This window comes from Agrobacterium sp. 22-221-1 (genome assembly GCF_053522445.1).
Window position 1 is genome coordinate 128,737 of sequence record NZ_JBNWCL010000009.1, and the last position, 25,849, is coordinate 154,585.

At 60.7% G+C, this 25,849-nt stretch carries 25 protein-coding genes and 1 tRNA gene; 8 read left to right on the plus strand and 18 right to left on the minus strand.

The genetic code is table 11. From position 1 onward, the window contains the following. Positions 1-8: 8 nt before the first annotated feature. From ACQZ5N_RS15795 to ACQZ5N_RS15820, 6 genes are all read right to left on the minus strand, one after another. The gene (locus ACQZ5N_RS15795; protein ID WP_448733408.1) at positions 9-1,487 is read right to left on the minus strand and encodes a TolC family protein; all 1,479 of its coding nucleotides are present in this window, start codon (positions 1,485-1,487) and stop codon (positions 9-11) included. After that, positions 1,484-1,714, minus strand: coding sequence for a hypothetical protein (locus ACQZ5N_RS15800; protein ID WP_080853909.1), 231 nt, complete (start codon positions 1,712-1,714; stop codon positions 1,484-1,486). The genes ACQZ5N_RS15795 and ACQZ5N_RS15800 overlap by 4 nt, the downstream gene beginning before the upstream one ends. A gap of 87 nt (positions 1,715-1,801) precedes the next feature. Then, positions 1,802-2,212: a hypothetical protein gene (locus ACQZ5N_RS15805; RefSeq protein WP_035239141.1), complete on the minus strand. Its 411-nt coding sequence runs from the start codon at positions 2,210-2,212 to the stop codon at positions 1,802-1,804. Between the two features lie 134 nt (positions 2,213-2,346). Then, on the minus strand, positions 2,347-3,267 hold the full coding sequence (locus ACQZ5N_RS15810; RefSeq protein WP_448733409.1) for a hypothetical protein: 921 nt from the start codon (positions 3,265-3,267) through the stop codon (positions 2,347-2,349). A gap of 85 nt (positions 3,268-3,352) precedes the next feature. Next, positions 3,353-4,252, minus strand: coding sequence for an AraC family transcriptional regulator (locus tag ACQZ5N_RS15815; RefSeq protein WP_448733410.1), 900 nt, complete (start codon positions 4,250-4,252; stop codon positions 3,353-3,355). 99 nt (positions 4,253-4,351) lie between these two features. Then, positions 4,352-4,798 (minus strand): acetyltransferase, encoded by a 447-nt coding sequence (locus ACQZ5N_RS15820; RefSeq protein ID WP_448733411.1) that lies wholly within the window; start codon positions 4,796-4,798, stop codon positions 4,352-4,354. 234 nt (positions 4,799-5,032) lie between these two features. On the opposite strand from ACQZ5N_RS15820, the gene bioB reads away from it, so the two are divergent. The 5 genes from bioB to ACQZ5N_RS15845 are packed head-to-tail and all read left to right on the plus strand — an operon-like array spanning position 5,033 to position 10,179. Next, a complete protein-coding gene (gene bioB / locus ACQZ5N_RS15825; protein WP_448733412.1) occupies positions 5,033-6,067 on the plus strand; it encodes a biotin synthase BioB in 1,035 nt (344 codons plus the stop codon). Then, complete coding sequence (locus ACQZ5N_RS15830; RefSeq protein WP_448733413.1) at positions 6,064-7,209, plus strand: 8-amino-7-oxononanoate synthase; 1,146 nt, start codon at positions 6,064-6,066, stop codon at positions 7,207-7,209. The genes bioB and ACQZ5N_RS15830 overlap by 4 nt, the downstream gene beginning before the upstream one ends. Beyond that, positions 7,206-7,844, plus strand: a complete 639-nt coding sequence (bioD, locus tag ACQZ5N_RS15835) for a dethiobiotin synthase (RefSeq protein ID WP_448733414.1) — start codon at positions 7,206-7,208, stop codon at positions 7,842-7,844. Before ACQZ5N_RS15830 ends, bioD begins: the two co-directional genes overlap by 4 nt. Further along, on the plus strand, positions 7,841-9,136 hold the full coding sequence (locus ACQZ5N_RS15840) for an adenosylmethionine--8-amino-7-oxononanoate transaminase (protein ID WP_448733415.1): 1,296 nt from the start codon (positions 7,841-7,843) through the stop codon (positions 9,134-9,136). Before bioD ends, ACQZ5N_RS15840 begins: the two co-directional genes overlap by 4 nt. A gap of 56 nt (positions 9,137-9,192) precedes the next feature. Continuing rightward, positions 9,193-10,179, plus strand: a complete 987-nt coding sequence (locus ACQZ5N_RS15845) for a beta-ketoacyl-ACP synthase III (RefSeq protein WP_448733416.1) — start codon at positions 9,193-9,195, stop codon at positions 10,177-10,179. Positions 10,180-10,254: 75 nt separating this feature from the next. Here ACQZ5N_RS15845 and ACQZ5N_RS15850 read toward each other — a convergent pair. Beyond that, positions 10,255-10,328: transfer RNA gene (locus ACQZ5N_RS15850), tRNA-Gln, on the minus strand. A gap of 123 nt (positions 10,329-10,451) precedes the next feature. Then, entirely contained in the window at positions 10,452-10,889 is a 438-nt protein-coding gene (locus tag ACQZ5N_RS15855; RefSeq protein ID WP_003508428.1) for an Lrp/AsnC family transcriptional regulator, read from the minus strand. A 128-nt stretch (positions 10,890-11,017) separates the two neighbouring features. On the opposite strand from ACQZ5N_RS15855, the gene rocF reads away from it, so the two are divergent. Beyond that, a complete protein-coding gene (gene rocF / locus ACQZ5N_RS15860; RefSeq protein ID WP_035264543.1) occupies positions 11,018-11,938 on the plus strand; it encodes an arginase in 921 nt (306 codons plus the stop codon). Between the two features lie 13 nt (positions 11,939-11,951). Then, positions 11,952-13,007 (plus strand): ornithine cyclodeaminase, encoded by a 1,056-nt coding sequence (locus tag ACQZ5N_RS15865; protein WP_448733417.1) that lies wholly within the window; start codon positions 11,952-11,954, stop codon positions 13,005-13,007. A 21-nt stretch (positions 13,008-13,028) separates the two neighbouring features. Here the strand turns inward: ACQZ5N_RS15865 and ACQZ5N_RS15870 are convergent, their stop codons facing one another. From ACQZ5N_RS15870 to ACQZ5N_RS15890, 5 genes are all read right to left on the minus strand, one after another. After that, on the minus strand, positions 13,029-13,913 hold the full coding sequence (locus tag ACQZ5N_RS15870) for a DMT family transporter (protein ID WP_059755971.1): 885 nt from the start codon (positions 13,911-13,913) through the stop codon (positions 13,029-13,031). Positions 13,914-14,413: 500 nt separating this feature from the next. Next, positions 14,414-15,406: an inositol 2-dehydrogenase gene (iolG, locus tag ACQZ5N_RS15875; RefSeq protein ID WP_003522091.1), complete on the minus strand. Its 993-nt coding sequence runs from the start codon at positions 15,404-15,406 to the stop codon at positions 14,414-14,416. Between the two features lie 212 nt (positions 15,407-15,618). Beyond that, entirely contained in the window at positions 15,619-16,869 is a 1,251-nt protein-coding gene (locus ACQZ5N_RS15880; RefSeq protein WP_448733418.1) for an adenylate/guanylate cyclase domain-containing protein, read from the minus strand. A 232-nt stretch (positions 16,870-17,101) separates the two neighbouring features. Beyond that, the gene (locus tag ACQZ5N_RS15885; RefSeq protein ID WP_003522093.1) at positions 17,102-17,332 is read right to left on the minus strand and encodes a helix-turn-helix domain-containing protein; all 231 of its coding nucleotides are present in this window, start codon (positions 17,330-17,332) and stop codon (positions 17,102-17,104) included. A 257-nt stretch (positions 17,333-17,589) separates the two neighbouring features. After that, positions 17,590-18,702, minus strand: coding sequence for an RHE_PE00001 family protein (locus ACQZ5N_RS15890; RefSeq protein ID WP_448733419.1), 1,113 nt, complete (start codon positions 18,700-18,702; stop codon positions 17,590-17,592). A gap of 290 nt (positions 18,703-18,992) precedes the next feature. On the opposite strand from ACQZ5N_RS15890, the gene ACQZ5N_RS15895 reads away from it, so the two are divergent. Beyond that, positions 18,993-20,297: an MFS transporter gene (locus tag ACQZ5N_RS15895; RefSeq protein WP_059755960.1), complete on the plus strand. Its 1,305-nt coding sequence runs from the start codon at positions 18,993-18,995 to the stop codon at positions 20,295-20,297. Between the two features lie 62 nt (positions 20,298-20,359). Here ACQZ5N_RS15895 and ACQZ5N_RS15900 read toward each other — a convergent pair whose 3' ends face one another. The 5 genes from ACQZ5N_RS15900 to ACQZ5N_RS15920 all read right to left on the minus strand — a co-directional run bounded on the left by ACQZ5N_RS15900 (position 20,360) and on the right by ACQZ5N_RS15920 (position 25,712). After that, a complete protein-coding gene (locus tag ACQZ5N_RS15900) occupies positions 20,360-21,697 on the minus strand; it encodes a sensor histidine kinase (protein WP_448733420.1) in 1,338 nt (445 codons plus the stop codon). Positions 21,698-21,719: 22 nt separating this feature from the next. Further along, positions 21,720-22,373, minus strand: a complete 654-nt coding sequence (locus ACQZ5N_RS15905; RefSeq protein WP_448733421.1) for a response regulator transcription factor — start codon at positions 22,371-22,373, stop codon at positions 21,720-21,722. Positions 22,374-22,438: 65 nt separating this feature from the next. Beyond that, on the minus strand, positions 22,439-24,106 hold the full coding sequence (locus ACQZ5N_RS15910; RefSeq protein WP_059755954.1) for a phosphoethanolamine transferase: 1,668 nt from the start codon (positions 24,104-24,106) through the stop codon (positions 22,439-22,441). A gap of 187 nt (positions 24,107-24,293) precedes the next feature. Continuing rightward, positions 24,294-24,557, minus strand: coding sequence for a spike base protein, RCAP_Rcc01079 family (locus ACQZ5N_RS15915; protein ID WP_448733422.1), 264 nt, complete (start codon positions 24,555-24,557; stop codon positions 24,294-24,296). Between the two features lie 243 nt (positions 24,558-24,800). Then, positions 24,801-25,712 (minus strand): LysR family transcriptional regulator, encoded by a 912-nt coding sequence (locus ACQZ5N_RS15920; protein ID WP_448733448.1) that lies wholly within the window; start codon positions 25,710-25,712, stop codon positions 24,801-24,803. Positions 25,713-25,849 lie beyond the last annotated feature (137 nt).

The window sequence follows — 25,849 nt, forward strand, 5'->3', positions numbered from 1 at the left end:
TTCCTTTCTCAGTGTCCGCCACCGCCGCCGCCAGCGGCGGCAACCTCGGTCTCCGCGCCTGCCGCAGCACCCGTGCCGCCGCCGTAAATGGCGGGAGCGAGGCTGGCCTCGGCGAGCCAGAAGTCACGTTTCGCGTTGATGGCGAGCAGGCTTGAATTGACCTTTTCCCGGCTGTCGGCCAGAAGCTCGAAGGTGTTGGTGATCATGCCGTTATAGGTTAGCAACGACTGCTCCTCGATTTTGGTGCGCAGCGGCACCACGCTGTTGCGGTAATGCCGGGCGATGTCATAGTTCGAGCGATAGGCCTGATAGGCGGAGCGGGCTTCCGAGCGGACATTGACCGCCTTTTCCGCCAGCAGGTTTGCCGCGCGCATATAGGCGAGTTCGGATTCTCGCATGCGCGCCTGACCGGAATCGAAGATCGGAATGACGAATTCCAGCTCGGCATTGCCGGTGGTCTGCTTGTGGATTTCGCCGTCTTCCAGCTCGCGCTCGGTCTCGAAGCCGGAACGGATTTCGAGATCGGTCACGTATCGGGTGGCTTCGGTGAGCTTGAACGACCGGGCGGTCGCCTCCAGATCGAGCTTTGCCATCTGCAAGTCCACGCGGCGCTGCAGCGCCTCGGCCTCGATCATGTCCCGTTTGGTAAGCGCCTTCGGAAGCGGGGGCAGGCGGTTGGGAATGGTATATTCGATATCCGCTCCCCACAGCCCCATCAGCCGGGTCAGTTCCTCCTTGGCAAGACGGGCCTCAAGCCGCGCCCTGGCGATCTGGCCGGTCAACTCGGCGTAAAAGACCTGCTCGCGGGCCTGGCCCTCCTTGTTGAGCGAACCCGCCTCGCCAAGTTTCACGGCAAGTTCCGAGGCGGCATCCGCCGCGGTCTGTGCCTGCGCCAGCTGGCCGACATTTTCCCATGCCGCCACCGCGGTAATCCAGGCGCGGCGGGTATCGGCCGCCAGTTGCAGCGTCTTCAGCGCGGCGCCAAGCTGCGCCTTGCGGAAGCCGGTATCGGCGATCTCGACATTTTTCTTGAGGGTGGCCAGCGCCAGAATATTGGTGACGACGACACCCTCGATCGCCTGATAGGCCCTGAGCCCCGGCGTGCCGATCCCCGTCAGCCCGATGCCGACCCGCGGATTGACCAGCATGGTCGATTGCCATGCGGTGGCGGCGGATTCGCCGAGATCGGCATAGGCTGCCTGAAGGCCCTTGTTGTTCAGGAGCGCAACCTGCACCGCCGTCTCGACATCGAGGCTTTTGCCGGCGGCCATCAACGATTTGACGCGGGCCTGCGTCGCCTGCGCCTCGGCCCGGTTCTGCACCCAGACCGCCTGCTTGCCTGTCGCCTCGGATGTCCTGGCCGAAACATTGGTGAAACCTGCGTCACGCGACGCATATTGGGCGGCCGTGACACAGCCGCCGAGAAGAAACGGCAGGCAAAGGGCGGCCGCGAGTTTCGCTCCGAGTTTGAAGGTAAGTATCGTCATGATGCGTCTCCTTTCGGAGCCTGCGCATCGTTCTGGTTACGCCAGGGCTTCGGGTCCACCGGCGCGCGGTGCGTGTAACCTGCGACCGGGGTCTGATAGCGGATGGGGGCCGCGCCGAGCGAAGGGTTTGCCGCGTCGTCATAGGAGGCGGCGTCGTTCATCAGGGATGTGGCTGTGCAGCCGCCCAGAAGCAGGGGCGCCGCAACCACAATGTAAATTGGGTTCATGGGTATTTTCCGAACAGGAGATGCAACGGCGCGACGGCGCTAAAGCCGCTCACGCACGGTCATTGCCCAAAGGCGGGCTTTGCCTGTTCAGATATTCGGCGGGCGGTGAAGGAGCGGAGTCTGGCCCAGCGCCTTGCTGTCGTCGAGGAAGGAACGGATGCTGTTGACGACGGGTCTGCCAATGGTGTCGTGGCTGATCAGAACCGCCATGCCGAGACAGAAATCGCCGCAGCATTGCGGCTTGACGGGCTTTTTGACGCCGCCGTCCTGTTCGGCCATATCGTTGTGATCATGACTGTCGGACATCATGGCTGAGGCGCCATGGTCCATCGTCGCGCCGTGATCCATCATGGCGGACTGATCGTGCTGCATTCCACCGGCTTCGGCAGGATGCATTGCGGCATTGACGGTGGAAACACTATAGCCAGCCAGTGACAGTATCATCACCAGTCTAAACAACAGGGCCAGCAATTTCGATGTTCGCAACATCTCACGCATGTTGCGTAGAAAAGCTGTAGTCCTGTGATTTGTCAATGGATATCCCTCATAACCATCGACGAAAGCCGTTATGTCGCATTCATGCGGAGCGAGGCCGGCACGCGCAAAGGCAGGGCCTGCAGCCTGCCCGCACCTCACACGAAGTCGATGAAGGCTTCATCGAGAATAAGGAGCTTGCGGGCCTGCATTCGGGCATATTCCTCGTAAAAACTCTGCGAAATCCAGAGCGCGGAACGGCCGCGTCGTCCGCTCCAGCCGATGCCGCCGATCAGTTCGGCCGCCGCTAGCTTGCGGCCGATGTGGATACGCGACAGGGAGAGGGATGTCGCCAGTTGCGTCACGGTTTCCACATCGGTCAGGCGCCTGCCCTGTTCGGCCGGCCTTTCCCAGTCGATGCCGGCGATAAGGCGGTCCATCAGCAGCCCCCCCGCATCGAACCAGTTGAAGATGATGGAAAGCGGGCCGGGGCAGCGCACCTCCGGATGCGACAGAAACGCCTGCGATACGCGCGGGTGGATATGGGGAAGCATGGTCTCTGACCGTTTGATGAAACGTGATGCCCTGAAGCCCTCATCGAGCAGATCCAGTGCCTGAAAATGCACGTCGTACCATTGGGCGAGCATCGCCAGCGCCGGGGCTGAAGGCACGACCCCATTGCTGGACCGGTCTGCCGGGCGTGTCATTCCGCGTTTCAGCGCCTCTCTGAAGAAGGCATAAGCGACACTATGGCTGGCGAGCCCATGCCGAAGCGCCAGATGGCCGAAATCTTCCCGCGTCAGGACGGCTTCTCCCTCCGCGGTTTCACAGGCGCTGCATTTCTGAAAATAGAGCGCCAGAAGCGCGTGACACAGAAGCCGGCTCTGGCGCGTCGCAAAAAGCGCGGTCATCTCGGGCGAGCCTTCGTAGAGGGCGATGAAACTTCCCGCCAGCAGACGCAGCGCCGCCGCGAAGGACCCTTTTTGCAGCATCGCCTCTATTTCGCCGGGCGCTGGCCTGCGGCAATCGGCTGTCGCGGTCGGCAACCGGGAGATCGCAAAGTCGAAAAAATTGGTCATGGGCCGCGCTCCGGGATGGGATGATCCAATCGGCCTTACAGGAGCTGAAATGGCGCGTCTTCTCATTGCGCGCAGAGGTGAAATTTTAAGCCGGCGACATATCCGCAGCGCGGGCGTCGCCGGGCGTCATGCCATAGGTGCCGGCGAATACCCTGTAGAAAGTAGCGAGGCTGTCGAAGCCGCAGCCATAGGCGATCTGCGTGACCGGCAAGGCAGGGAATGCCAGCAGCAACCGTCTCGCCTCCTCGATCCGGATGGAGGAGAGCGTGCGGGAAAACGACAGTTCGGCACCCTCGAAAACCACGTGCAATTGCCGAAGCGAAATGCCCAGTTCCCTTGCGACGGCGGCAGGGGTGAGGTTCTGCCGGGATTTTTTCCGTATCATGATGTCCTGCGCCGCGTAACAGAGCCCGGTCCTGAGCGCGGCGCGCACCTCCGGCATGGCGGGCGAAAGCCGCCCGCGCGCCGTCATGGCAAGCCGGGCGATATGCGTGACATCGCGGGCGGGATCGATGAGCCTGCCGGGGTCGGCGTTCAGCGCGTTGAAAAGGGCCCGGAAGGGCAGGGAGAAACTGTTGTTTTCCGCATAACGCGTCGCAAACAGATCATCGGTGGCCTGACCGAGCATGACCTCGTAGTCCACGGGGATCTTCAGCATCCTGTAGTGAAAATCCGCCTCGTTTCCCGGTATCGCATCATAGGGCAAGTCGGAATAGTTGATGGTGATATCGCCGCCGCCGACCGCGTGAACCTGATTTTTGCCGGCATGCAGAAAGCCGGAGCCCCTGACCTGCAGGCCGATGCAGAGGCTGTCGCCGGCAATGCGGGCAATATCGGCTTCGGTGCGGTTCACCCGGTAAGAGGAAGCGTGCATCTCGGTCACCACGGCGCCGGCGACGGCGCGCGCCTGAAACGAACCCCTGAAGCTGTGGCGAAGGTCCCGCGCAAGCTCGATCGTCACGCCAAACAGGCTTTTGCCGCGCACTTCGCGCCATTGGTCGAAGCGGTGTTCGGGCAGAAAATCGTCGGTTGCGAAGCGGACTATGGTGTTCGTGGCTTGATCCTCCCCGACGATCCTGGCGGCCTATTTTTCCGTTGCGCGAAATCGAAGATGAACGAGCGGATAGGGTCGCCCCTGTCCGTCGAGGTCGGAGCGTCCCGTCGGTTCGAATCCCAGCCGGCGATAAAAACCCATGGCCCCGGCGTTCTGTTCGTTGACGTCCGTGGTCAATGCGGGGTGGAGCGCAAGCGCCCGCTGGACCAGAACCTTGCCGATGCCCTGGCCATGATGGTCCGGATCGATGAAAAGCGCCTCCATATGCCCTTCATGCAGAAACATGAAACCGAGGGGGCGGTCAGAAACATCGACCGCCAGCGTGAGCGGCGCCTGCGGCAGAAAAGCTTCGACTTCCTCCCCGATCGCGGCGCGATCCGCCGGCAGAAGGAACCCGTGGGTGGCGTCGACTGCTCTGCTCCATATGTCGAGGATGCGGGAAGCGTCGCGGCTCTCGGAGGGACGAAGTGTGATCATGCCTCACCCTTAGCAAGTGCGGACTTTGCACGCCATGGGCCGGCCCGATCTTTTCCGTGAGCACGTGCGTATTCAATGAATTTCAGCGGCAAAGGCCGGCGGTTCCGATCCTCGCATATGCCGCCATCTCTCCTGCCGACAAAATTTTCCCGAAAAAAGTGCTTGCAAAAAGCAGTTCGAAAAAAATAGATAAAAAGAACTTCTATCTATTTATTTTGAGGGAAAGATCGACAGATGGACCAGATCGTCACGCAAATCGACAGAAATCCAGCTCCGATTGTGGGTTTCAGCAATGGCTTGTCGCTCGAAGAAGCCAAAATTATCTATAATTTACCTTTTAACGATCTCCTGTTTCGCGCCCAGCAAGTGCATCGCTGTCATTTCGATCCCAATGCCATCCAGATGAGCCGGCTTTTATCCATCAAGACCGGCGGCTGCCCGGAGGATTGCGGCTATTGCAGCCAGTCCGCCCGCAACCCCACCGGCCTCAAGGCCTCCAAACTGATGGAAGTGGAGCGGGTGCTGGCTGAGGCGCGCAAGGCGAAGGAGGGCGGCGCGACGCGTTATTGCATGGGCGCTGCCTGGCGCAATCCCAAGGAGCGCGACATGGAGGCCGTTGTGGCCATGGTCGAGGGCGTGAAGGCGCTCGGCATGGAAACCTGCATGACGCTCGGCATGTTGACGCCGGAGCAATCCGAGCGGCTGGCCGATGCCGGTCTCGACTACTACAACCACAACGTCGACACTTCCGAGCGGTTCTATTCGCAGATCATCACCACCCGCACCTTCGAAGACCGGCTGGAAACGCTTGCCAATGTCCGCGATGCCGGCATCAAGGTCTGCGCCGGCGGCATTCTCGGCATGGGGGAAACGGTGGAAGACCGGATCTCGATGCTGGTGACGCTCGCCAACCTGCCGGTGCCGCCGGAAAGCGTGCCGATCAACATGCTGATCCCGATCCCCGGCTCGAAGCTTGCCAAGGCCGATCCCGTCGATCCGATCGATTTCGTCCGCACCATCGCGCTGGCACGCATCCTCATGCCGCGTTCGCATGTGCGGCTTTCGGCCGGGCGCACGGAGATGAGCGATGAGACGCAGGCGCTCTGTTTCCTGGCCGGCGCCAACTCCATCTTCATCGGCGAGACGCTGCTGACGGCGGATAATCCGGGTGAGGACCACGATACGGCGCTTTTCCGCCGTCTGGGGCTGAAGCCGATGGAACTGCAGTCCACGGAATTGCAGTCTGGGGAGGCGGGAGGGTGCCCGTGAACCTCACGGCGTTCTCTCCCTATGAGGCGAAGCTTGCCGGCCTGGAGCGCAAATCGCGGCTGCGCGCGCTCGCTCCTCAACAGGGGATCGATTTCACCTCCAATGACTATCTTGGCCTTGCCGATTCGCCCCGGCTGAAGGCGGCATTTGCCGACGCCATCGGAAGGGGTGTGCCGGTGGGGGCCGGCGGCTCGCGGCTGCTGCGCGGCAACCACCGCGAACATGAGGCGCTGGAAGCGGAAGCGGCGGCGCTTTTCGGTGCGGAAAAAGCGATCTATTTCGGCAGCGGTTTTGCCGCCAATGTCGCGCTGTTCTCCACATTGCCGCTGCGGGAAGACCTCGTTCTTCACGACGCGCTGATCCATGCCAGCGTCCATGACGGTATTGCAGCCGGCAAGGCGAAGGCGATCGCCGTGCCGCATAATCAGGTCGAGGCATTCGAACGGGAAATAATCCGCTGGCGGCAGGAGGGTGGCCGGGGCCGACCGTGGATCGCCGTCGAAAGCCTTTATTCCATGGATGGCGACCGTGCGCCCCTTTCGGCCCTGGCTGATCTTGCCGGGCAACACGGAGGCTTCCTTGTCGTCGATGAAGCCCATGCCACCGGTGTTTTCGGCCCAGGCGGGCGTGGTCTTGCCGCGGAGCTGGAAGGCCATGGCAATGTGGTGGCATTGCACACCTGCGGCAAGGCGCTCGGTCTTTCCGGCGCGCTTTTGAGCCTGCCGGCGGTGCTCGCCGACTACCTCGTCAACCGCGCCCGCGGTTTCATCTATTCGACCGCGCCTTCGCCGCTGATGGCGGCCGCGGTGCGGGAGGCCCTGCGCATCGTTGCCGATGAACCATGGCGACGCCTGCGGCTGGCGGAACTGGTAAACTTTGCCGGCGAGGAGCTTCGCTCCCGGCTCGGCGTTGCGCCCAGCGGCTCGCAGATCCTGCCGGTGATGATTGGCGATAATGCCCGTTCGCTTCGTATCGCCGCACATCTGCGGGACGGCGGTTTCGATGTACGCGCGATCCGCCCGCCGACGGTGCCGGAGAGCACGGCGCGCCTGCGCATCGCCATCACGCTCAATGTGGATGAGGGCCAGATCGCCGATATGATCGGTTTGCTTGCCCTTTCGCTGGCGCAGGAGCGGAGATGAGCCCTCGTTTCGTTATCTCCGGCACCGATACGGGCATCGGCAAGACGGTTTTTTCCGCAGCGCTGACCCACGCCCTGCAGGCTTGTTACTGGAAACCCGTGCAATCCGGGCTGGAGGAAGAAACAGACAGCGAGACGGTGGAACGGCTGGGTGGCGTGCCGCGCGCGCGCATCCTGCCGGAGGCCTATCGCCTGAAAATGCCGGCCTCGCCGCATCTATCGGCTCGCCTCGAGAATGTAACGATCGACCCCACGCAGCTGCTGCCGCCGCAAACGGATGGATCGCTGGTGATCGAGGGGGCGGGCGGGCTTCTGGTGCCGCTGACGGACACGGTGCTCTTCGCCGATATCTTCGCCCGCTGGCAAATTCCGCTTGTGCTGTGCGCAAGAACGTCTCTCGGCACCATCAACCACACGCTGCTCTCGCTTGAGGCGTTGCGGCACCGCGCCATTCCCGTGCAGGGCGTGGTCTTCATCGGCGATGAGAACCGGGAAAATGAGCGCGTCATCGCCAATATCGGCGCCGTTCGCCGGCTCGGCCGTCTGCCGTGCCTGCCGGAGATGACATCAGAGGCGCTGCATTGGGCATTTGCCCGACACTTCAATCTCGCTGATTTTCTGGAGGCGCCGGCATGAGCCGTTCCCCTGTCTGGCATCCCTTCACCCAGCATGGGCTGGAACCGCCGATGAAACGCGTCGTATCAGCGGAAGGCGCATTTCTCGTCGATGAGGACGGCAATCGCCTGTTCGACGCCATTTCCTCCTGGTGGGTCATCACCCACGGGCACCGGCATCCGGCGATCATGGCGGCCATCCGCGCCGCGACAGAGGCCTTCGATCAAGTCATTTTCGCCGAGTTCTCCCATGAACCCGCCGAAACGCTGGCGCGCGGGCTGATCGAGCTTGCGCCCGCCGGGCTAAGCCATGTGTTTTATTCCGATAGCGGCTCAACGGCGGTTGAGGTGGCGCTGAAAATGGCGCTGGGATATTTCCACAATCGCGGAGAAAAGCGCGACCGTATCGTGGTGATGGAGCATGGCTATCACGGCGACACTATCGGCACCATGTCGACCGGTGAGCGCGGTGTCTTCAATGCCGCCTACGAACCGCTGCTCTTCGGCGTCGACCGGCTGGCTTTTCCGGAAGCGGGCGGTGAACAGTACACGCTGGACATGTTCGAAGACTTCTGCCGTTCAGGCCGCATCGCCGCCCTGCTGGTCGAGCCGCTGGTGCTTGGGGCCGGCGGCATGAGGATTTACGGCGCGGATGTTCTGGCCGGGATGAAACAGATCGCCCAACGCCATGGCTGCCTCGTCATTGCTGACGAGGTGATGACGGGCTGGGGCAGAACCGGAACCATGTTCGCCTGCGAACAGGCCGGCATGTCACCGGATATTCTGTGCACATCCAAAGGGCTTACGGGCGGCTCTCTCCCGCTTGCGGCAACGCTATGCAGCGCGGAGATTTTCGGCGCGCATTTTTCGACGGATCGCCGCAAGACCTTTTTCCATTCCAGTTCCTATACGGCCAATCCGATTGCCTGCGCTACGGCCGTCTCCAATCTTCAGGTCTGGCGGGATGAGCCCGTGCTTCAACGCATCGGGCAATTGCAACAGGTTCTGCGCGACAATCTCCGGCGATTTACGAATGATCGGCGTTTCATCGGCATCCGGCAGATGGGGACCATCGCGGCCCTCGATCTCGTGGTGCCCGCCGGCGGTTATCTCGCCGAGGCGGGGCCGCGAATGCGGCAATTGTTCCGCGAGCGCGGGTTCGTCATTCGCCCGCTTGGCAATGTGCTTTACCTGATGCCGCCCTATTGTTCGACGGCGGAAGATCTGGCCAGCGCCTTTGACGCCATCGATGAGGTGGCCGGGATCGTCACCGAAACCGCTTCGCTAAAATCGCGCGCGCTTGGCATCGTGTGAAAACGGGGCGCGGCCATGTTCAGCCTGTTCCAGAACCGTCTCCGAAAGTCCTGACAATGCAGACCCATTCTTCCCGCATGGCCGGTTTTGGTCATGCCGTTCCGTCACGATGCGTCGACAATGCCGAGATAGAGACCAGCCTCGGGCTGGAAGCCGGCTGGATCGAGCGGCGCACCGGCATCCGCACGCGTTATTGGGCGCAAGAGGGCGACACTCTGAGCGGCCTTGCGGCGAGAGCCGGCCGCATGGCGCTGGAAGATGCCGAAATCGGCTCCGACGAGATCGCGCTGACGCTGCTTGCGACTTCCACGCCGGATCACCTTCTGCCGCCCTCGGCGCCGCTGCTCGCCCACAGGCTGGGCCTTGCCAGATCCGGCGCGATCGATCTCGCCGGGGCCTGTTCCGGCTTTCTTTATGCGCTCACCCTTGCGGATGGCTTTGTCCGCACCCATGGCCGCGCCGTCCTCATCGTTGCCGCCAATATATTGAGCCGTCGTATCAATCCGGCGGAAAGGGCAAGCGCGGTCCTGTTCGCCGATGCCGCCGGCGCCGTCGTACTCAAGCCCTGCCGCGAGGCGCAACGCGGGCTTTTGTCGGCCGATCTCGTTGCGGATGGCGGCGGTTACGATCTGATCCAGATAGCGGCGGGAGGCAGCAGCCAGCCCTTCTCTGCCGATACATCCACTGAGGAGGCGCTGATGACGATGCGTGACGGCCGCGAAGTCTTTTCCCGTGCCGTGACGCTGATGACCGAGACCTCGCAAAGGGTGTTGCATGAAGCCGGAACGACGGCAGCCGATATCGACCGTTTCGTACCCCACCAGGCCAATGCCCGCATGTTCGACGCCGTCTGCGGCAATCTCGGCATTGACAGGCAAAAGACGGTTCGCACCATAGAAAGCTTCGGCAATTCCTCCGCCGCCACCATTCCGCTTTCGCTCTCCGTCACCAATGCCGAAAGGCCTCTCGCGGAAGGCGAAACCCTGCTTTTGACGGCTGCCGGCGCCGGTATGACGGGTGGAGCGATCGTTTATCGTGGGTGAACGATGCCGGGCACGGGACGTCCCGATGCCGTGCAATATTCAAAACTCAAGAAGCTGATTTCATTTGGAGAAATTTGGCTGGGGAACCTGGATTCGAACCAAGATCGACGGAGTCAGAGTCCGCTGTTCTACCATTGAACTATTCCCCAAAAGCTTTAAAGCGCGTGGCGCGTTCGCTTTGGTGGGTCGTCATATAGATGATTTATTCAGGGGCGCAAGTCGAAAAAATCGAAAAATGCGTTTTATCCCTGTTTTGCGTTTTGCTCCCCGGTTCAGAGGCGTGCCCGGGTGGAGCGCGGGGTGGAGAGCAAAAGGCTGGTCTCGCTGCCGGTGATGCCGGGCACCAGGCGGATGCGGCGCAGTACCGCGTCGAAATCGCTGAGCGTGGCGGCGTTGAGTTCCACAATGAGATCCCATCGGCCATTGGTGCTGTGGATTTCGGAGATTTCCGGAAAACCGCCAAGGGTACGGATGACGCGGTCCGTCACATGGCCTTCGATCTCGATCATCATGATGCCGCGGATCGCGGCCTCCACCGCATCGGCGCGCAAAATGACGGTGTAACCGATGATGGTGCCGTCATTCTCCATTCTTTCGATGCGTGAGCGCACCGTGGCGCGAGAGGTTTCCGTCTCGATTGCGAGATCGGAAATGCTGCGCCTGCCATTGTGTCGCAAAAGGGTGATGAGCCGTTCGTCGAGATTATCCATATGACCAATTCGATAAATCAATTTTACCATATCGATAGCTTATTTCAATAATATTGCCAATATTTGATGTTCATTTCGCCATATCACTGTGGTGAACTGGGATTGTTGGCAGGAAAGCGAGGACGGGAATGGAAATCAGGTTGATCGGTGCGCCGCTGCAGATCGGGGCCGGGCAATTGGGATGCGAGATGGGGCCGAGCGCCTATCGCGTCGCGGGGCTTGCTCATGCCCTTGAAGAACTGGGGCATCGCGTTGTCGATACCGGCAATGTGACGCCGGCGACCTTCCGCGAATTTAACCATCCCAATCCCGCCGTGCACCATCTGTCTGAAACCGTGGCCTGGACCGAGGCGCTGACGGAGGCTGCCTATCGTGAAAGCGCGGATGCCGTGCCGATCTTTCTCGGCGGCGACCATGCGATTTCCGCTGGGACGGTCGCCGGCATGGCGCGCCGGGTGGCCGAGACCGGCCGGCCGTTTTTCGTGCTCTGGCTCGATGCCCATACCGATTATCATACGCTTGAGACGACGCGCAGCGGCAATCTGCACGGCACGCCGGTCGCCTATTTCAGTGGTCGTGAGGGATTTGCCGGTTATTTCCCGCCGCTTTCCCATGCGGTTCCGGAAGACAATATCGGCATGATCGGCATCCGCAGTGTGGATCCGGCGGAGAGGGCCGCACTGGAAAAGAGCGGCATCACCGTGCACGACATGCGCTCGATCGACGAGCATGGCGTCGCCGTTCTGCTGCGGGCGTTTCTGGCGCGGGTTCAGGCGGCAAACGGGCTTTTGCATGTCAGCCTCGATGTCGATTTTCTCGAACCGTCCATCGCACCCGCCGTCGGCACCACGGTTCCGGGCGGCGCGACGTTCCGCGAGGCGCATCTGGTCATGGAAATGCTGCATGATAGCGGGCTGGTCTGCAGCCTCGATCTGGTGGAGCTCAACCCGTTTCTCGACGAGCGCGGCAGAACCGCGACGCTGATGGTGGATCTCGCCGCCAGCCTGATGGGCAAGCGGGTTATGGACCGCCCGACACGGGCCGGCTGAAAGGGGTGATGCGATGACCGTGATACCGAACCTCAATATCGTGCCCTTCGTCAGCGTCGATCACATGATGAAACTCGTGCTGCGCGTGGGCATCGATACGTTCCTGCGCGAACTTGCCGATGCGGTGGAAGAGGATTTCCGCCGCTGGGAAAGCTTCGACAAGACGCCGCGCATCGCCTCGCATTCTAAGGAAGGCGTCATTGAACTGATGCCGACCAGCGATGGCACGCTTTACGGCTTCAAATATGTCAACGGTCATCCGAAGAACATGAAGGAAGGTCGCCAGACGGTGACGGCTTTCGGTGTGCTTTCCGATGTCGGCAATGGTTATCCGCTGCTTCTGACCGAGATGACGATCCTGACGGCGCTGCGCACCGCGGCCACCTCCGCTGTCGCCGCGAAATATCTCGCCCGCAAGAATTCCCGCTCCATGGCCATCATCGGCAATGGCGCCCAGAGCGAATTCCAGGCGCGCGCCTTCAAGGCGATTCTTGGCATAGACACGCTGCGGCTATTCGATATCGACCCGTCCGCCAGCGAAAAATGCGCCCGCAATCTCGCCGGGCAGGGTTTTGCCATGAAGATCTGTGAGAGCGCACAGGAAGCGGTCGAAGGGGCGGATATCATCACCACCGTCACCGCCGACAAGCAATATGCGACGATCCTGACCGACAACATGGTCGGGCCTGGCATTCACATCAACGCCGTTGGCGGCGATTGCCCCGGCAAGACGGAGTTGCACCGGGATATTCTGCTTCGATCCGATATTTTCGTCGAATATCCGCCGCAGACGCGTATTGAAGGTGAAATCCAGCAATTGCCGGCGGATTATCCAGTCATCGAGCTTTGGCAGGTCATAACCGGTGAAAAGCAGGGGCGGGCAAGTGAGCGACAGATCACGCTGTTCGACAGCGTCGGCTTCGCGACGGAAGATTTTTCGGCGCTGCGTTATGTGCGCTCGAAGCTGCCATCCACCGGGCTTTATACGGAGCTTGATCTGCTGGCCGATCCGGATGAGCCGCGTGACTTGTTCGGGATGCTGCTGCGGTGTGAGGCGGCTCTCGTCTAGGGGTTTTCCAGCGCCGGCTGCCTATTTCGTCTCCCGGCGGCTCTTGCGGGCAACCACATGCTCGCGCCAGATCGTGAAGAGGCCGGCGGCAATGACGATCGCCGCACCGATGACCATATTGGACGTCACCACTTCGCCATAGACGGTGACGCCGATGATGGAGACGAGCACCAGCTGATAATAGGAAAAGGGCTGCACGGAGGCTGCATCCGCCAGTTCGAACGCCTTTATCAGACAATAATGGCCGCTCATGCCGGTAATGCACAGCGCCAGCATCCAGCCCCAATCCTGCGGCTCGATGCTGACCCAATAAAACGGACCGACCAGCGTCAGGGCCGCCGCACCGGCCACGCCGGTGTAGAAGAAACTTGTCATCGCCGAATCGCTTTTGCTGCCGAGGCGGGTCAGGACGCTATAGAGAGCCAGCATGAAGGTGGCCACGAAGGTGATCATCAGCCGGTTGTCGAAACCGTCGCCCTCCGGCTTGAGGATGACGAGAACGCCGATGAAGCCGACAAAAATGGCGCTCCAGCGCCGCCAGCCCACATGTTCTCCCAGCAAAGGCATGGACAGCGCCGCAACGATCAGCGGTGCGGAGGCGAGGATGGAATGGCTGTGCGCCAGCCCGACGACGGCGAAGGAGAAGATCGAAATGACGATCTGCACGGCGAGAAGCACGCCGCGGCCGATCTGCAGCCAGGGACGGTTGGCCATGACGGCGCCCCGAATGCCGCCCGCCGACCTTGCGGCCATCAAAAGAACGAAGACGGCAAAGGCCCAGTATCGCAGCATGGCGATAAAAACCGGCGGATAGGCGCTGCCCAGATGTTTCGATATGCCATCCTGCGCCGCAAAGATCGTGAAAGCGACAAGCGCATAAAGAAAGCCGGTCCTGGGTGATGGCATGAAAAAACCGCTATCCGACTGCCGCCGGCGAAAGAGTATTCGGGGTGAATGAGGTGGGTAACAGCCATATGTTACGGCCGTACCTTGTCAGACAACCTTATTTTCCGAATAGCTGCCATGCAAGTGTGGAAGCTGCGTTTTAAAGGGGCGATTGCTGGAACATGCTTTTGCTGCATTCTCTCCTCATCCCTGTGCCTGTCACAGGGATCCAGCCAGCCCAAGTCCTTGGGCTGAAAGGAGTTTTTCTCGCCGCGCAGACACGCGTCGGCTGGATTCCTGTGACAAGCACAGGAATGAGGGCGGTGGGGTGTGCCGACCTATTATGGAATCTTAGAGGCGCGACTTGTGGAATCTGAAAGGTGCGACGCGCTTCGAGTCGACGTAAAGCCTTGATGATATTGGCCCGTTGCCGAGGGCTTTGGGACAGGCAGGGCTGTCCGCCGTCAACGATTGCGCGGCGGACAGAAGGTTCAGCAAGACGCTCAGCGTCGCGCTTAACTTCAGCCGATCTTCACGGCCGTCTTCGAGGTCGCGGATTTCAACGCGGCGTCGGCCAGTTTCAGCGCGATCAGACCGTCCTTGATGGAGGGCGACGGCGCGACATTGTTTTCGATGCTGTCGATGAAAGCGGTGATTTCCGCAGCATAGGCCGCCGTGTAACGCGTCATGAAGAAATCATGCAGCGGCGGGCGGGTGTAGCCATCCGCATTGGCGATTTCGATGGAAACCGGACGCTGGTTTTCGGCCGCTGCCGAACCGAGCGAACCGTGCACTTCGATGCGCTGGTCGTAACCATAGGTCGCGCGGCGGGAATTCGAAATGATCGCCTGCCTGCCGCTTTTCGTCGTCAGGATGATGCTGGCGCTGTCGAAGTCACCCAGCGCGCCGATCTCCGGATTGACGAGGACGGAGCCGGTGGCGAACACGCTCTCCACTTCCTCGCCGAGCAGGAAACGGGCCATATCGAAATCATGAATGGTCATGTCGCGGAAAATGCCGCCGGAGACCTTGATATATTCGGCCGGCGGCGGGCCGGGGTCGCGGCTGGTGATGGTCACCATTTCCACCTTGCCGATGCGGCCATCGTCGATGGCCTTGTGAACGGCCTGGAAATGCGGGTCGAAACGGCGGTTGAAACCGAGCATCACCTTCGCGCCGGTTTCCTCGACCACCTTGGCGCAGGCTTCCGCGCGGGCGACATCGAGATCGACGGGCTTTTCGCAGAAGATCGCCTTGCCGGCGCGGGCGAAACGCTCGATCAGGTCGGCATGGGTGTTGGTCGGGGTGCAGATGATGACGGCATCGATCGTCTTGTCGGCCAGAACCTCATCGATCGTGCTGACCTTGCACTGCGCCTCGCGGGCGATTGCTTCCGCAGCACCGGCCATGGCGTCCACAACGGCCACCAGCTGCGCACGGCTGTCGGTGGTGATCGCCTTGGCGTGGACCTTGCCGATCCGTCCAGCGCCGAGCAATGCCAATTTCGTAACCATCTTTCCTCCGGTTTCTCACACCCGTCTCTCACTCCCGGAAAGACAGAATATGAATGCAAGCAATGTTTCGATATGGAATATATGTTCCATTTTGCTAGATCGACATCGCAGACGTGTCAAGCGTTTTGACGATGATCCAGACGGCCGAAATCGCTCTTCGGAAAGGTCATGCGGCGCGGATGGCCGGTGTCGTGAAAAGCCCCGCGCGATAATCAATCGGCCGAAGCTGTCAGGGCCGCATTGTGGGGCAGGGCATATACTTCGACCGGGGTTTCGAGGCCGCGCAGCAGCCATGGGCCGAGATTTTCCAGCTTTCCCTGATATCCGGCCATGCGCACGAATTCTTCGGAGAAAAGCACATTGCGCCCGGTCTCCTTGGTCAGCGTTTCCAGCCGCGAGGCGATATTGACGGCGGGGCCGATGACGGTGAAATCAAGGCGGGTTTTCGAGCCGATATTGCCATACATGACATCGCCGACATGCACGCCGATGCCGTAACCCAGGGGATCGTGGCCCTTGCGGCAATTGATTTCATTCAGCGCAACGAGGCTCTTCTGCGCGCTGGCGATGGCTTTCAGCAGGTTTTCGCAGGCCTGCGGGTCACTCAGTGGGAAAATCGCCAGCAGCCCGTCGCCCATGAATTTCAGGATTTCGCCGCCGAATTCCTCGATGGGATCGCACATGGCGTCGAAATAACCGTTGAGAAGCTCGATGACATCGTCACGCGGCCAAAGGTCGGAAATATGGGTGAAATTGCGCAGGTCGCAGATCAGGATCGCCGCACCCACCGTCATGCCGCTGCCGCGCGTGGTGGCGCCGTTGAGGATCTTTTCGCCGGCATGCGGCCCCACATAGGTCTCCAGAAGGGTGCGCGTCATGCGGTTCTTCAGGCGTATTTCGCTGACGAGCGCCAGCGCCGGAAGCAGGTTTTTCAAGGCGAGGATTTCGCTGTCGGAAAAACCGCCGGGCCGGTCGCTGGAGAAGCTGGCGACATGACGCTTGCCGAAGGTGTGCTCGATCGGCCAGGCGCAATAATCCGTCAGCCCCTCGGCCCGCAGGTCTTCGTAGATCGTATAGCCGGGCTCATCGATGTCCTCTCCGTTCAGCCGGTGGCGGACTTCGGTGGCGCCCTGATGAATGTCGTTGATGGGGCTGTTCAGATATTCGGGCGTATTTTCAGACCCATAGCCATAGGTGGCGATCTCGGCGGTGGACAGGCCGGCTTTCCACAGAATGCGCGCGCCAAGCCATTGCGGATGGCGAATGCGGAAAGCGAGCACGCCCCGGGCGACGGAAATTCCGCTCGCCCGCAGCCTGTTGCAGAGCTCGACGAATATCTCGTCGATAAAGCGTTCGTCCTTGGTGCCGGTGATCAGCCAGTCGAGAATTTCCGTCTTTTCCGCTGGCCACAATTCATCCAATGCTGAAGAAACCCGTTCTTCGGTGTCGAGACTTAGTGTCATGGCAGGATTCCGGAGGTTGTTGCTGCTCTCGCACAAGCGGGGCACATGTCGCACTCGGCCGAACATGGTCGCTCGTGAACCCCATGTGGTGCCGGATAACGAAAATGTTAAGAGAGGGGCGCGGAAAATGTTCCGAAAGGGACTGGCGGCATCGGGGCACGCGCGCCGCCCGGATGTTCCCTGGAACATCGTCCCCGGCGGCGCTGAGATTTTTGATGATCGCTAAGGTGGATCAGATAACGGTTTCGACAGGAATATGAAGTGCTGCGGCAACGCGTCTGATGCGCAGCGGATCGCTGTCCGTGCCGTCTTCGAGCGCGCGTATTTCGCTGGTCGTCAGGCCGCAGGTCACGGCAAGCTGTTCGACCGTATATCCGGCGAGATTGCGCGCGGTGAGAACCTTTTTGGCAAAAGGAGCATCGGTTTCGTGATCGGAATCGGGTTGTGAGATTGAAATTGTCATTATTGCATCTCCCTCAGAATGGACACTTAAATGCGGGCGGCAAAAAAAAGTTGCCGGGGCCGAATGCGACCGCGTTGCCGGAGAAGAAAATCGGTGCTGCAACGCAGCGAGGAACATAGCGGCTTCATCGACCTACGCAATAGTTAAATTTTGTTAAGATTCGTGATCGCTGCATTTCTGCGGCACGTCTTTGCCGGAAAAAGGCCGAGATAACGCCGTTTTTTCGGGGCTCTTGCGAGGGGCAGGGGCAGCTTTCGCTACAGCATGCCCCAGGCGCGAAACCGGCCGCGACCCGTCACTTCCCGCAATTCCAGCTGGTTGGCGAGCCCGATCGCACCCTGCGGCGTGGTGCCGAGTTCCTTGACGATCATCGCCGCCGAAACCACCGGTCGGGAGACGACAAGCTCCACGAGTTCGGGCAGGCGCGAGGAGGAACGTCGGCCGGCCAGCTTGCGCATCATGCGTTCTCGCGCATGGGTCAGCCGGTCATGTTCCTTCATGCCGGCCTGCCCCGCTTCGTAAAAGCTGTCGAGAAGTGCGAGAACGCGCTGTGTCTGGTTTCGAGCGTGCCGGCGCTCCCGTGGGACCGCGCGAAGACCGGCGCTGAGGGCCGGCAGGTGATCGGGCGTGACGGCGCCGTCGCGCAGAAAGGCGGAGGCCAGAAGCCGGCCGAGCCAGGGGCTGCGTTGCAGCACCTCGATCATGTTCCAGGCATCGAGCAGGATGGCTGTGCGAAGAATCGCCGGCAGTTCCTCCGTCCGCGCATGGACGTCCCACCATTCTTTCAGCCGCTCATCCTCGTCCCAGTCGGGTTCGTTGATGATCGCATGGCTTTCCTCCCTGTGCATTGGCGGAAGCGCGCTGCCGGTGGTGATCGCATCGAGCGTTGCGGCGCTTCGCGCCAGAAGCGCGTCCAGCTCGGAAAAAGCGCCGTCCAGCGATGTTTCCTCCTCCTCCGCGTCGGTGTCTTCATCGCGGGAGTGGTCGAGCGTTTGTCTGGGAGGCGTAGGCTCTTCGGCAAGTGCCGCCCTGCCGCGTAGCCGTGAAAGGCCCGGCGCGGTAAAGGCCCAGCCGGGGGCATTGGAAAAGATCAGCCGTCTCGAGCGGAGAATCCGGTGCGCCGCCGTCATTTCATGGGTTGGCGCGCGCACATCCATATGCGCGTCATGCAGCACCAGGTCTTCCATGTGAACGAGTTCGCCATCCACCCACATGGAGGAAATCGCATCGGTGAAATCCTGTCTTTCGATGAAGCCGTGTTTCATCGGTGACCGGTCGATCCGCTCGTCCAGCCGCGCCAGCGCCTCGCCGGCACGGGCGGCGGCAATGAGGAGCTTTTCGATCTGGACGTCCGATATATCGTAAATCATTGATATTTTTTAGTTTGAGCGCGGGCGGCTTACAAGGCGGATCACAGTCGGGCGGTTTTACTTTTGAGGTTTCCACCCGAAAATCCGCTGAAAAAAGGGTGGCGGAAGGCCGGGAATCCGCAGGGCTTCAGCCGCCATGGCTGGTTTTTCGGCAATATCGCGATGCGGTATAAACTTGCGCACTGCAACATGACGGGTATATACCCCCACCGAGAGCGACAAATTATCACACCTTCCGTTCGCCCTTCCATCTCCAGACGAAGATGAATTGGAGTTTACCCGTGAATATTATGGCAAATGGTCCCGCCACCGCGCCGGACCAGAAAACCCGTTTGAAATCCATTATCGGCGGATCGGCGGGCAACCTCGTCGAATGGTACGACTGGTATGTGTATTCGGCCTTCACCCTTTATTTCGCGCCGGTGTTTTTCCCTTCCGGAAATCAGACCGCCGAACTTTTGAGTGCAGCCGCCGTTTTCGCCGTCGGATTTCTGATGCGGCCCATCGGGGCCTGGTTCATGGGCACCTATGCCGACCGCAAGGGCCGCAAGGCCGGTCTCACCTTGTCCGTCACGCTGATGTGTCTCGGTTCGCTGCTGATCGCGATTACGCCCGGCCATGAGGCGATCGGCATCGCCGCGCCGGCCATTCTGGTTTTCGCAAGGCTTCTGCAGGGCATCAGCGTTGGCGGTGAATATGGCGCGAGCGCAACCTATCTCAGCGAAATGGCCGGCAAGAACCGCCGCGGTTTCTTCTCCAGCTTCCAGTATGTGACGCTTATTTCCGGTCAGCTTCTGGCGCTGGCGGTGCTTCTGGTGCTGCAGCGGGTTCTGACGCCGGAACAGCTCGGCTCCTGGGGCTGGCGCATTCCCTTCTTCATTGGCGGCCTTCTGGCGATTGCGGTGTTTTATATCCGCCGCGGCCTTGTCGAGACGCAGTCCTTCGAAAACGCCAAGACCGGCGCTGCCGATAAGCCGAAGTCCAGCGGATGGGCGCTGTTCAAGCACTATCCAAGGGAAGCGCTGATGGTTATGGCGCTCACCTCCGGCGGCACGCTCGCCTTTTATGCCTATACGACCTATCTGCAGAAATTCCTCGTCAACACCTCCGGCTTCAGCAAGGAAAGCGCCACGGAAATCACCACGGCGGCGCTCTTCGTCTTCATGCTGTGCCAGCCGATTGCGGGTGCGCTGTCCGACAAGATCGGCCGCAAGCCGCTGATGGTCGGCTTCGGCATTCTCGGAACGCTGTTCACCTATGCGATCTTCAGCACGCTTGCGACGACGACCGATCCCATCATGGCTTTCGCCCTCGTTCTGGTCGGCCTGTTGATCGTTACCGGCTATACCTCCATCAATGCGGTGGTGAAGGCGGAAATGTTCCCTGCCCATATCCGCGCACTTGGCGTGGCTCTGCCCTATGCGCTGGCGAACACCATATTCGGCGGAACGGCGGAATTCGTGGCCCTGAAGTTCAAGCAGATCGGCCACGAAAACTGGTTCTTCTGGTATGTGACGATCATGATCGCCCTGTCGCTGGTGGTTTATGTGAAGATGCGCGACACGCGCGATCACAGCCATATCCACGAGGATTGAGCGACCGCCATCCAGACCGGAAAAAGCCCCGTCCTTCCGGCGGGGCTTTTTCTTTTCGGCATTCAGGCGGTTTCGGCGGGAAGGACGATGCGGGCCTCAAAACCGTCCTGCCGGCCCGGCGCCGGCGAGGAAAGCACCAGCTCTCCGCCGGCCTGCTCCACCAGGCTCTTGACGATGGCAAGGCCAAGCCCGGTTCCGTCCGCCGTGGTCTGGCCCCTGGTAAAACGCGTCGTCAGCTTGGGTAGGAGCGCCGCGTCGATTGCCGCCCCGGAATTGACGATGCGGATCGTGCCGTCCGCTTCGGCGACGACCTGAACCGGGCTTTCCGCCGGGCTGTGGATCAGCGCGTTTTCGAGGAGGTTACGGATGATGATGCCGAAGGCATCCGTGCCGATCCTGCAGGAGAGGCCGCTTTCACAGCGATTGGTGAAGCGGATGCGGGATGAACCGATGGCCGTTCTCATCATGTCGTCTATAACCAGTTCGAGAACGGGAATGAGATCGTTTGCCGTGTCGGTGACCCCGATCCTCGCTTCCGCGCGCGACATCTGAAGCAGTTTTTCGGCCAGGTGGGCGAGATGCTGCAGGGATTTTTCGATGTTTTCCACACGCGGCGCAAGTTCCGGCGGAATGTCGGCATGCAGCCGCTGCGCCTGCGCCAGCGCGCCGGCAATCGGCGTGCGCAATTCATGGGCGCTGTTGGCGGTGAATTCCCGTTCCGCCTCGATTGCCGATCTCAATCGTCCGAGCAGCAGATTGACCGAACGGGCAATGGGATGGAGTTCGCCCGGAAAGGGCTGCGTCGGCAGCGGCGCGAGATTGCCGCCGTCCTTTTTGCCGATGTCGTCGCGCAGGGTCTGTATCGGTCGCAGCGTTCTGCGCACCACGACAATGACGGCGAAAATGCTGGCGGGAATGAGGATGAGAACGGGAAGCAGCAGCGCGGTGCCCGCCTCTTCGATTGCCTCGCGGCGATTGGCGAAGGCATCGGCAACCTGCAGGAAATAGTTTCCGTCCGGTGTCGCAACCGTAAAGATGCGCTGGGTCGCGGTTTCGGAAAAACCGGGTTCGAGCGAGACCTCGAAAGGCTCCGTCGAACTGTCATGCGAATGCAGCACCACCTGTCCTTCCCGGTCGCGGACCTGATAGGTCAGATATTCCGCCCGTTCCGACGTCTGGTTGAGCTTTTGCGCGGCAGGCGCGGTATTGTTTTCCCTGAGATCGTCCACCAATAGCGGCAGCAGTCTTTCGGCGGTTTCCTCAACGCCGGCGTCGAAAATCTCGGCGAACTCATCCTGCATCACCATGACGCCCAGCCCGCAGGCGAGAAGCCAGGATATGGCGACAACGCTGGTCAGCGCCGTCACGAGCTTGCGGGTCATGCTGGTCGGTCTGGCCATGTCTGCCTGCTTGTAATTCTGCCTATCGGATGGTGTAGCCGACGCCGCGCACGGTTTCGACGCGGTCATGGCCGATTTTCTTGCGCAGCCGGCTGATATAGACCTCGACCGTGTTGCTTTCTATTTCCGCGCCGAATTCGTAAAGCGTGTCGTGCAATTGCGCTTTCGAGACGACCGCGCCGGGATGTTCGACGAGTTTTTCCAGCACGGCCCATTCCCGGGCGCTCAGCGTCTGCGCCGTTCCATCGACCGTGATATTGCGCGCCACCTGGTTGATCTCGATGCCGGGCAGGCGGATGACAGGAGCGGAACGCCCTTCGTAACGGCGCGAAACCGCCAGCATGCGGGCCGAAAGCTCGTTAAGATCGAAAGGTTTGACCAGATAATCGTCCGCGCCGGCGTTCAGCCCGGCAATCCGGTCGGAGACCTGGTCATGGGCCGTCAGAATGATCACCGGCGTTGCGTCATCGCGCTGGCGCAGGCTTCGCAGAAGGGTGATGCCCTCGCCATCCGGCAGGCGCATGTCGAGCAGGATGAGGCCGTAACCCATCGTCAGCGTCGCCGCCATGGCGTCGCCCAGCGTCTTGAACCAGTCGACAGCATGACCCGCCGCCGCGACATGGTCCCGCAGCGCTTCGCCCAGCACATGATCGTCTTCAACAAGCAGAACCCGCAAGACAGCTCCCTCTATCGCTTCGTCCTGCGTATCTCTTTCTCCGGATAAGCGTCAAGCACGGTGTTTCAGCTGTTCTGGCGCTGGGTGCAGCCGCCGAAGACATCGAGCGAGGGATCGTAGACCGAAGTGGAGACATTCATCATGCCAAGGATACTGTGGAAATAATTGTCGTGCGAGCGCCCGCCCTCCGCCGCGGTTTTTGCGAGGCAGGCTTTGTTGAGCCCCATGGATTTCGCAAAGTCGTCGTCGAACCAGACGAGAAACGGCACATGGGTCTGCTGGTCGGGCGCCAAAAGATAGGGCGCGCCATGCAGGTAGACGCCGTTCTCGCCGAGCGACTCGCCATGGTCCGACGCATAGATCATGCCCGTCGCCAGCCTGTCGGAACGGGCCTTCAGCTTGTCGATCACGGTCGAGAGGAAATGATCGGTGTAAAGAAGCGTGTTGTCGTAGGAGTTGACGATCTCCGCGTCGGAGCAGTTGCCAAGCTCGGCCGTGCGGCAATCCGGGGTGAACTTACGGAATTCGTCGGTATAGCGCAGATAATAGGTCGGCCCGTGGCTGCCCATCTGGTGCAGCACGATGACGCTGTCCCTGGTGACGTTATTGAGCCAGGAGTCGAGCTTGTCGAAGAAGATATCGTCGCGGCATTCCCCGCCGGTGCAGAAGCGGCTGTCATTGGTGGAGGGCAGGTCGAAATAGGGGATGCGGTCGGCCACGTTCTTGCTGCCGGTATTGTTGTCCAGCCATGTCGCACTGACCCCGGCATGGACGAGAACATCCATGACGTTTTCATTGGCGAGCGCCTTTTTGTGGCTATATTGCGAACGCGGGAACTTCGAGAACATGCAGGGAATGGAAATCGCCGTTGCGGTGCCGCAGCTGGTCGTGTTCGGAAAATAGATCACGCCACGTTTTGTAAGTTCGGGATTGGTATCGCGCCCATAGCCATTCAGGGAAAAGTTCGCGGCCCGCGCGGTCTCGCCCGCAACGATGACGGTGATGCGGGGTTTGCGGACGCCGCCCAATGAAGGCAGGACCTTCGCATCCCCGCCGACCGGGCTGACCTGAATATCGACTTCCTTGCCCGCCAGCGTGAAATAATGAATGGCCGACATGATCGGCGACAATGGATTGACGCTTTTGACGATATCCTTGTGCTGGCGCACGGCGGTTGTGAAGGTCTTGGAATTGGCGAAGCTGATGATGCCGGCGATGGAAAGACAGATCAGGATGCTGATCGTGTTCCACAAAAGCTTGTCGAGGATCGGGCGGTGGCGCACACGCACGGTGACGATGAGGAGGGACGGCACCAGCCCGTAAATCGCCATGTGCCAGAGAAAGCCGGGCGTGATCAGATTGCCGGCTTCCGCCTGCGTCGTCTCCATGGCGTTGCGGATCATGTCGCTGTCGATGACGATGCCGTAGCGATCCATGAACCAGGAAGCGGCCGCCGCCGCGAAGACCAGGAAGATCAAAAACGGCTTGATGAGATATTTGGCGGAAAAAATGATGATGAGGGCGCCGAGAAAGGCGGCCATGGCGGCATAAAGCGCGACGATGGCAACCGGATAGGCGGAAAGATAGGTGTGAACCTTCGACCAGAATGTCCGGTTCGTGAAAAACAGCAGATAGGCTGCCGTCAGCAGGCTGAGCGGCACGCTGCCGATTTCCGGACGATATGTTACTGTTCCCGTCGCTTTCGCGGTAAAAAGAGCCACTGTCAGATCCACCAGATTTCCAATAGGCCGGCGGCAACGGAGACGGGGCGAAAACGCCGCCGTCCAGGCTGCCGCATGGGCCGATCAATGGCGGATGCGTCATTTTGCTGACATCAACCTGAAAGCTTGTCATGAAAGTGTCACACTCCGTGGTGGCCGTTCGGTGGGGGTGTTTCAGATCGTCGAGACGATAGGGCCCTTAATTGAGGCCCACGATGCCTGTGGCGGTGGTGCGCGTTGCAAATATGCGCGTGGCCCTGACCGGCAGCAGGCTGCCTGCGGGCAGGTTCTGGAAGCTCACCGTCGCCCCGGAAAGCAGGGTCAGGCAGAGATGGCCGCCATTGCCCACATAGATGGCGCGGGTGGGAGAAGGAAGCGGGCTCGTATCGTCCGGAACCACATCGAAAGCGTGAGATGCCGGGGATTCGAGGCCGGCGGCGTGGTGTTCGTAAGTCTCAGCCATTGCTGTCTCCCGTAAATTAAAATCTGCCGCGATTATGGGGTGCGCTGCGGCCACGGGGAAAAGCGGGGACAGGAAATATCCGGACAGGATTTCGTTCCTGTTTTCGGCCTGCCCGTAAGAACACCATTCTTTTCGCAATCCCATGCGGTTACGCCGCCCCCGCCTGTTGCCGCCGACGCGGCGCAAACGGGTGATGGCGGATTTTTCGTCCACGGGATCGACAGGCGGGCGGGTGCTGCCGCTTCAATTGCGCATATGGAGAATGAAGGCCCTGACGGCGGGAGAGGCTTCCGTTTTCCGGTGGGCGATGGCGAGGTCCGAGGTCGTGGAACTGGCGGCAAGCGGCACATAGCGTACGCCGGGCAGCCTCAGGCAATTAAGCGAGCGCGGCACCAGCGCGACGCCGAGGCCGATGGCCACCATGCTGGCAATCGTGGTGTAGTCCCTGCCTTCCGGGGTGATCGCCGGCTGGAACCCGGCTTCATTGCAGGCCTCTATCGTATTGTAGTGAAAGCCGACATCCGGCGGCTGTCGCGGGGTAATGAAGGTCTCGCCGGCAAGCTTTTTCAGATCGACCTGCAGCGCAAAGGCCAGGGGATGGTTTTCAGGAAGTGCGGCCATCAGCGGTTCGCGCAGCACCACATGGGTTGTCACACCTTCCGGAACAGGCGCGGGCGGGCGGATGAAGGCGAAGTCCAGATTGCCGTCGGCAATCTTGGCCAGTTGCAGCCGCATCTCCATTTCGATCAATTGCAGCTCCACATCGGGATGGGAAGCGCGGAAACTGGCGATGGACCGGATCATCAGGCCGGAATAGGCGGCCGAGGCGACATAACCGATGGAAATGCGCCCGGTTTCGCCGCGGTCGACGCGTTTGAGCGCCGCAAGCGTCGCCTCGGCATTGGCGAGGATTTTCCGGGCATCCTCGTAGAGAAGCTGGCCGGGCGTGGTCAGCTTCACCGAGCGGCGCGTCCGGTCGAGAAGCGGCATGCCGACAATCTGTTCGAGCGCCATGATCTGCTGGCTCAAACCCGGCTGGGCAATGCCGAGGCGGGCGGCGGCGCGCTCGAAATTGCGTTCATCCACCAGCGTGGTGAAATAGCGCAGGTGGCGCAATTCGAACGTTTCTGCCCGGCTTGCCGGTTTCTTGCCCATCGTCACGGCCTTTCCGGCAGATTTGAATAATTCCAAGCTATTATCGTTGTGAGTTTTCATAATCAATAGTTCTGAAAAAAACCGGCTGCGCTTATTGGATCGCAATCCGTCCCTTGCGTAATAAGATGACTTAAATT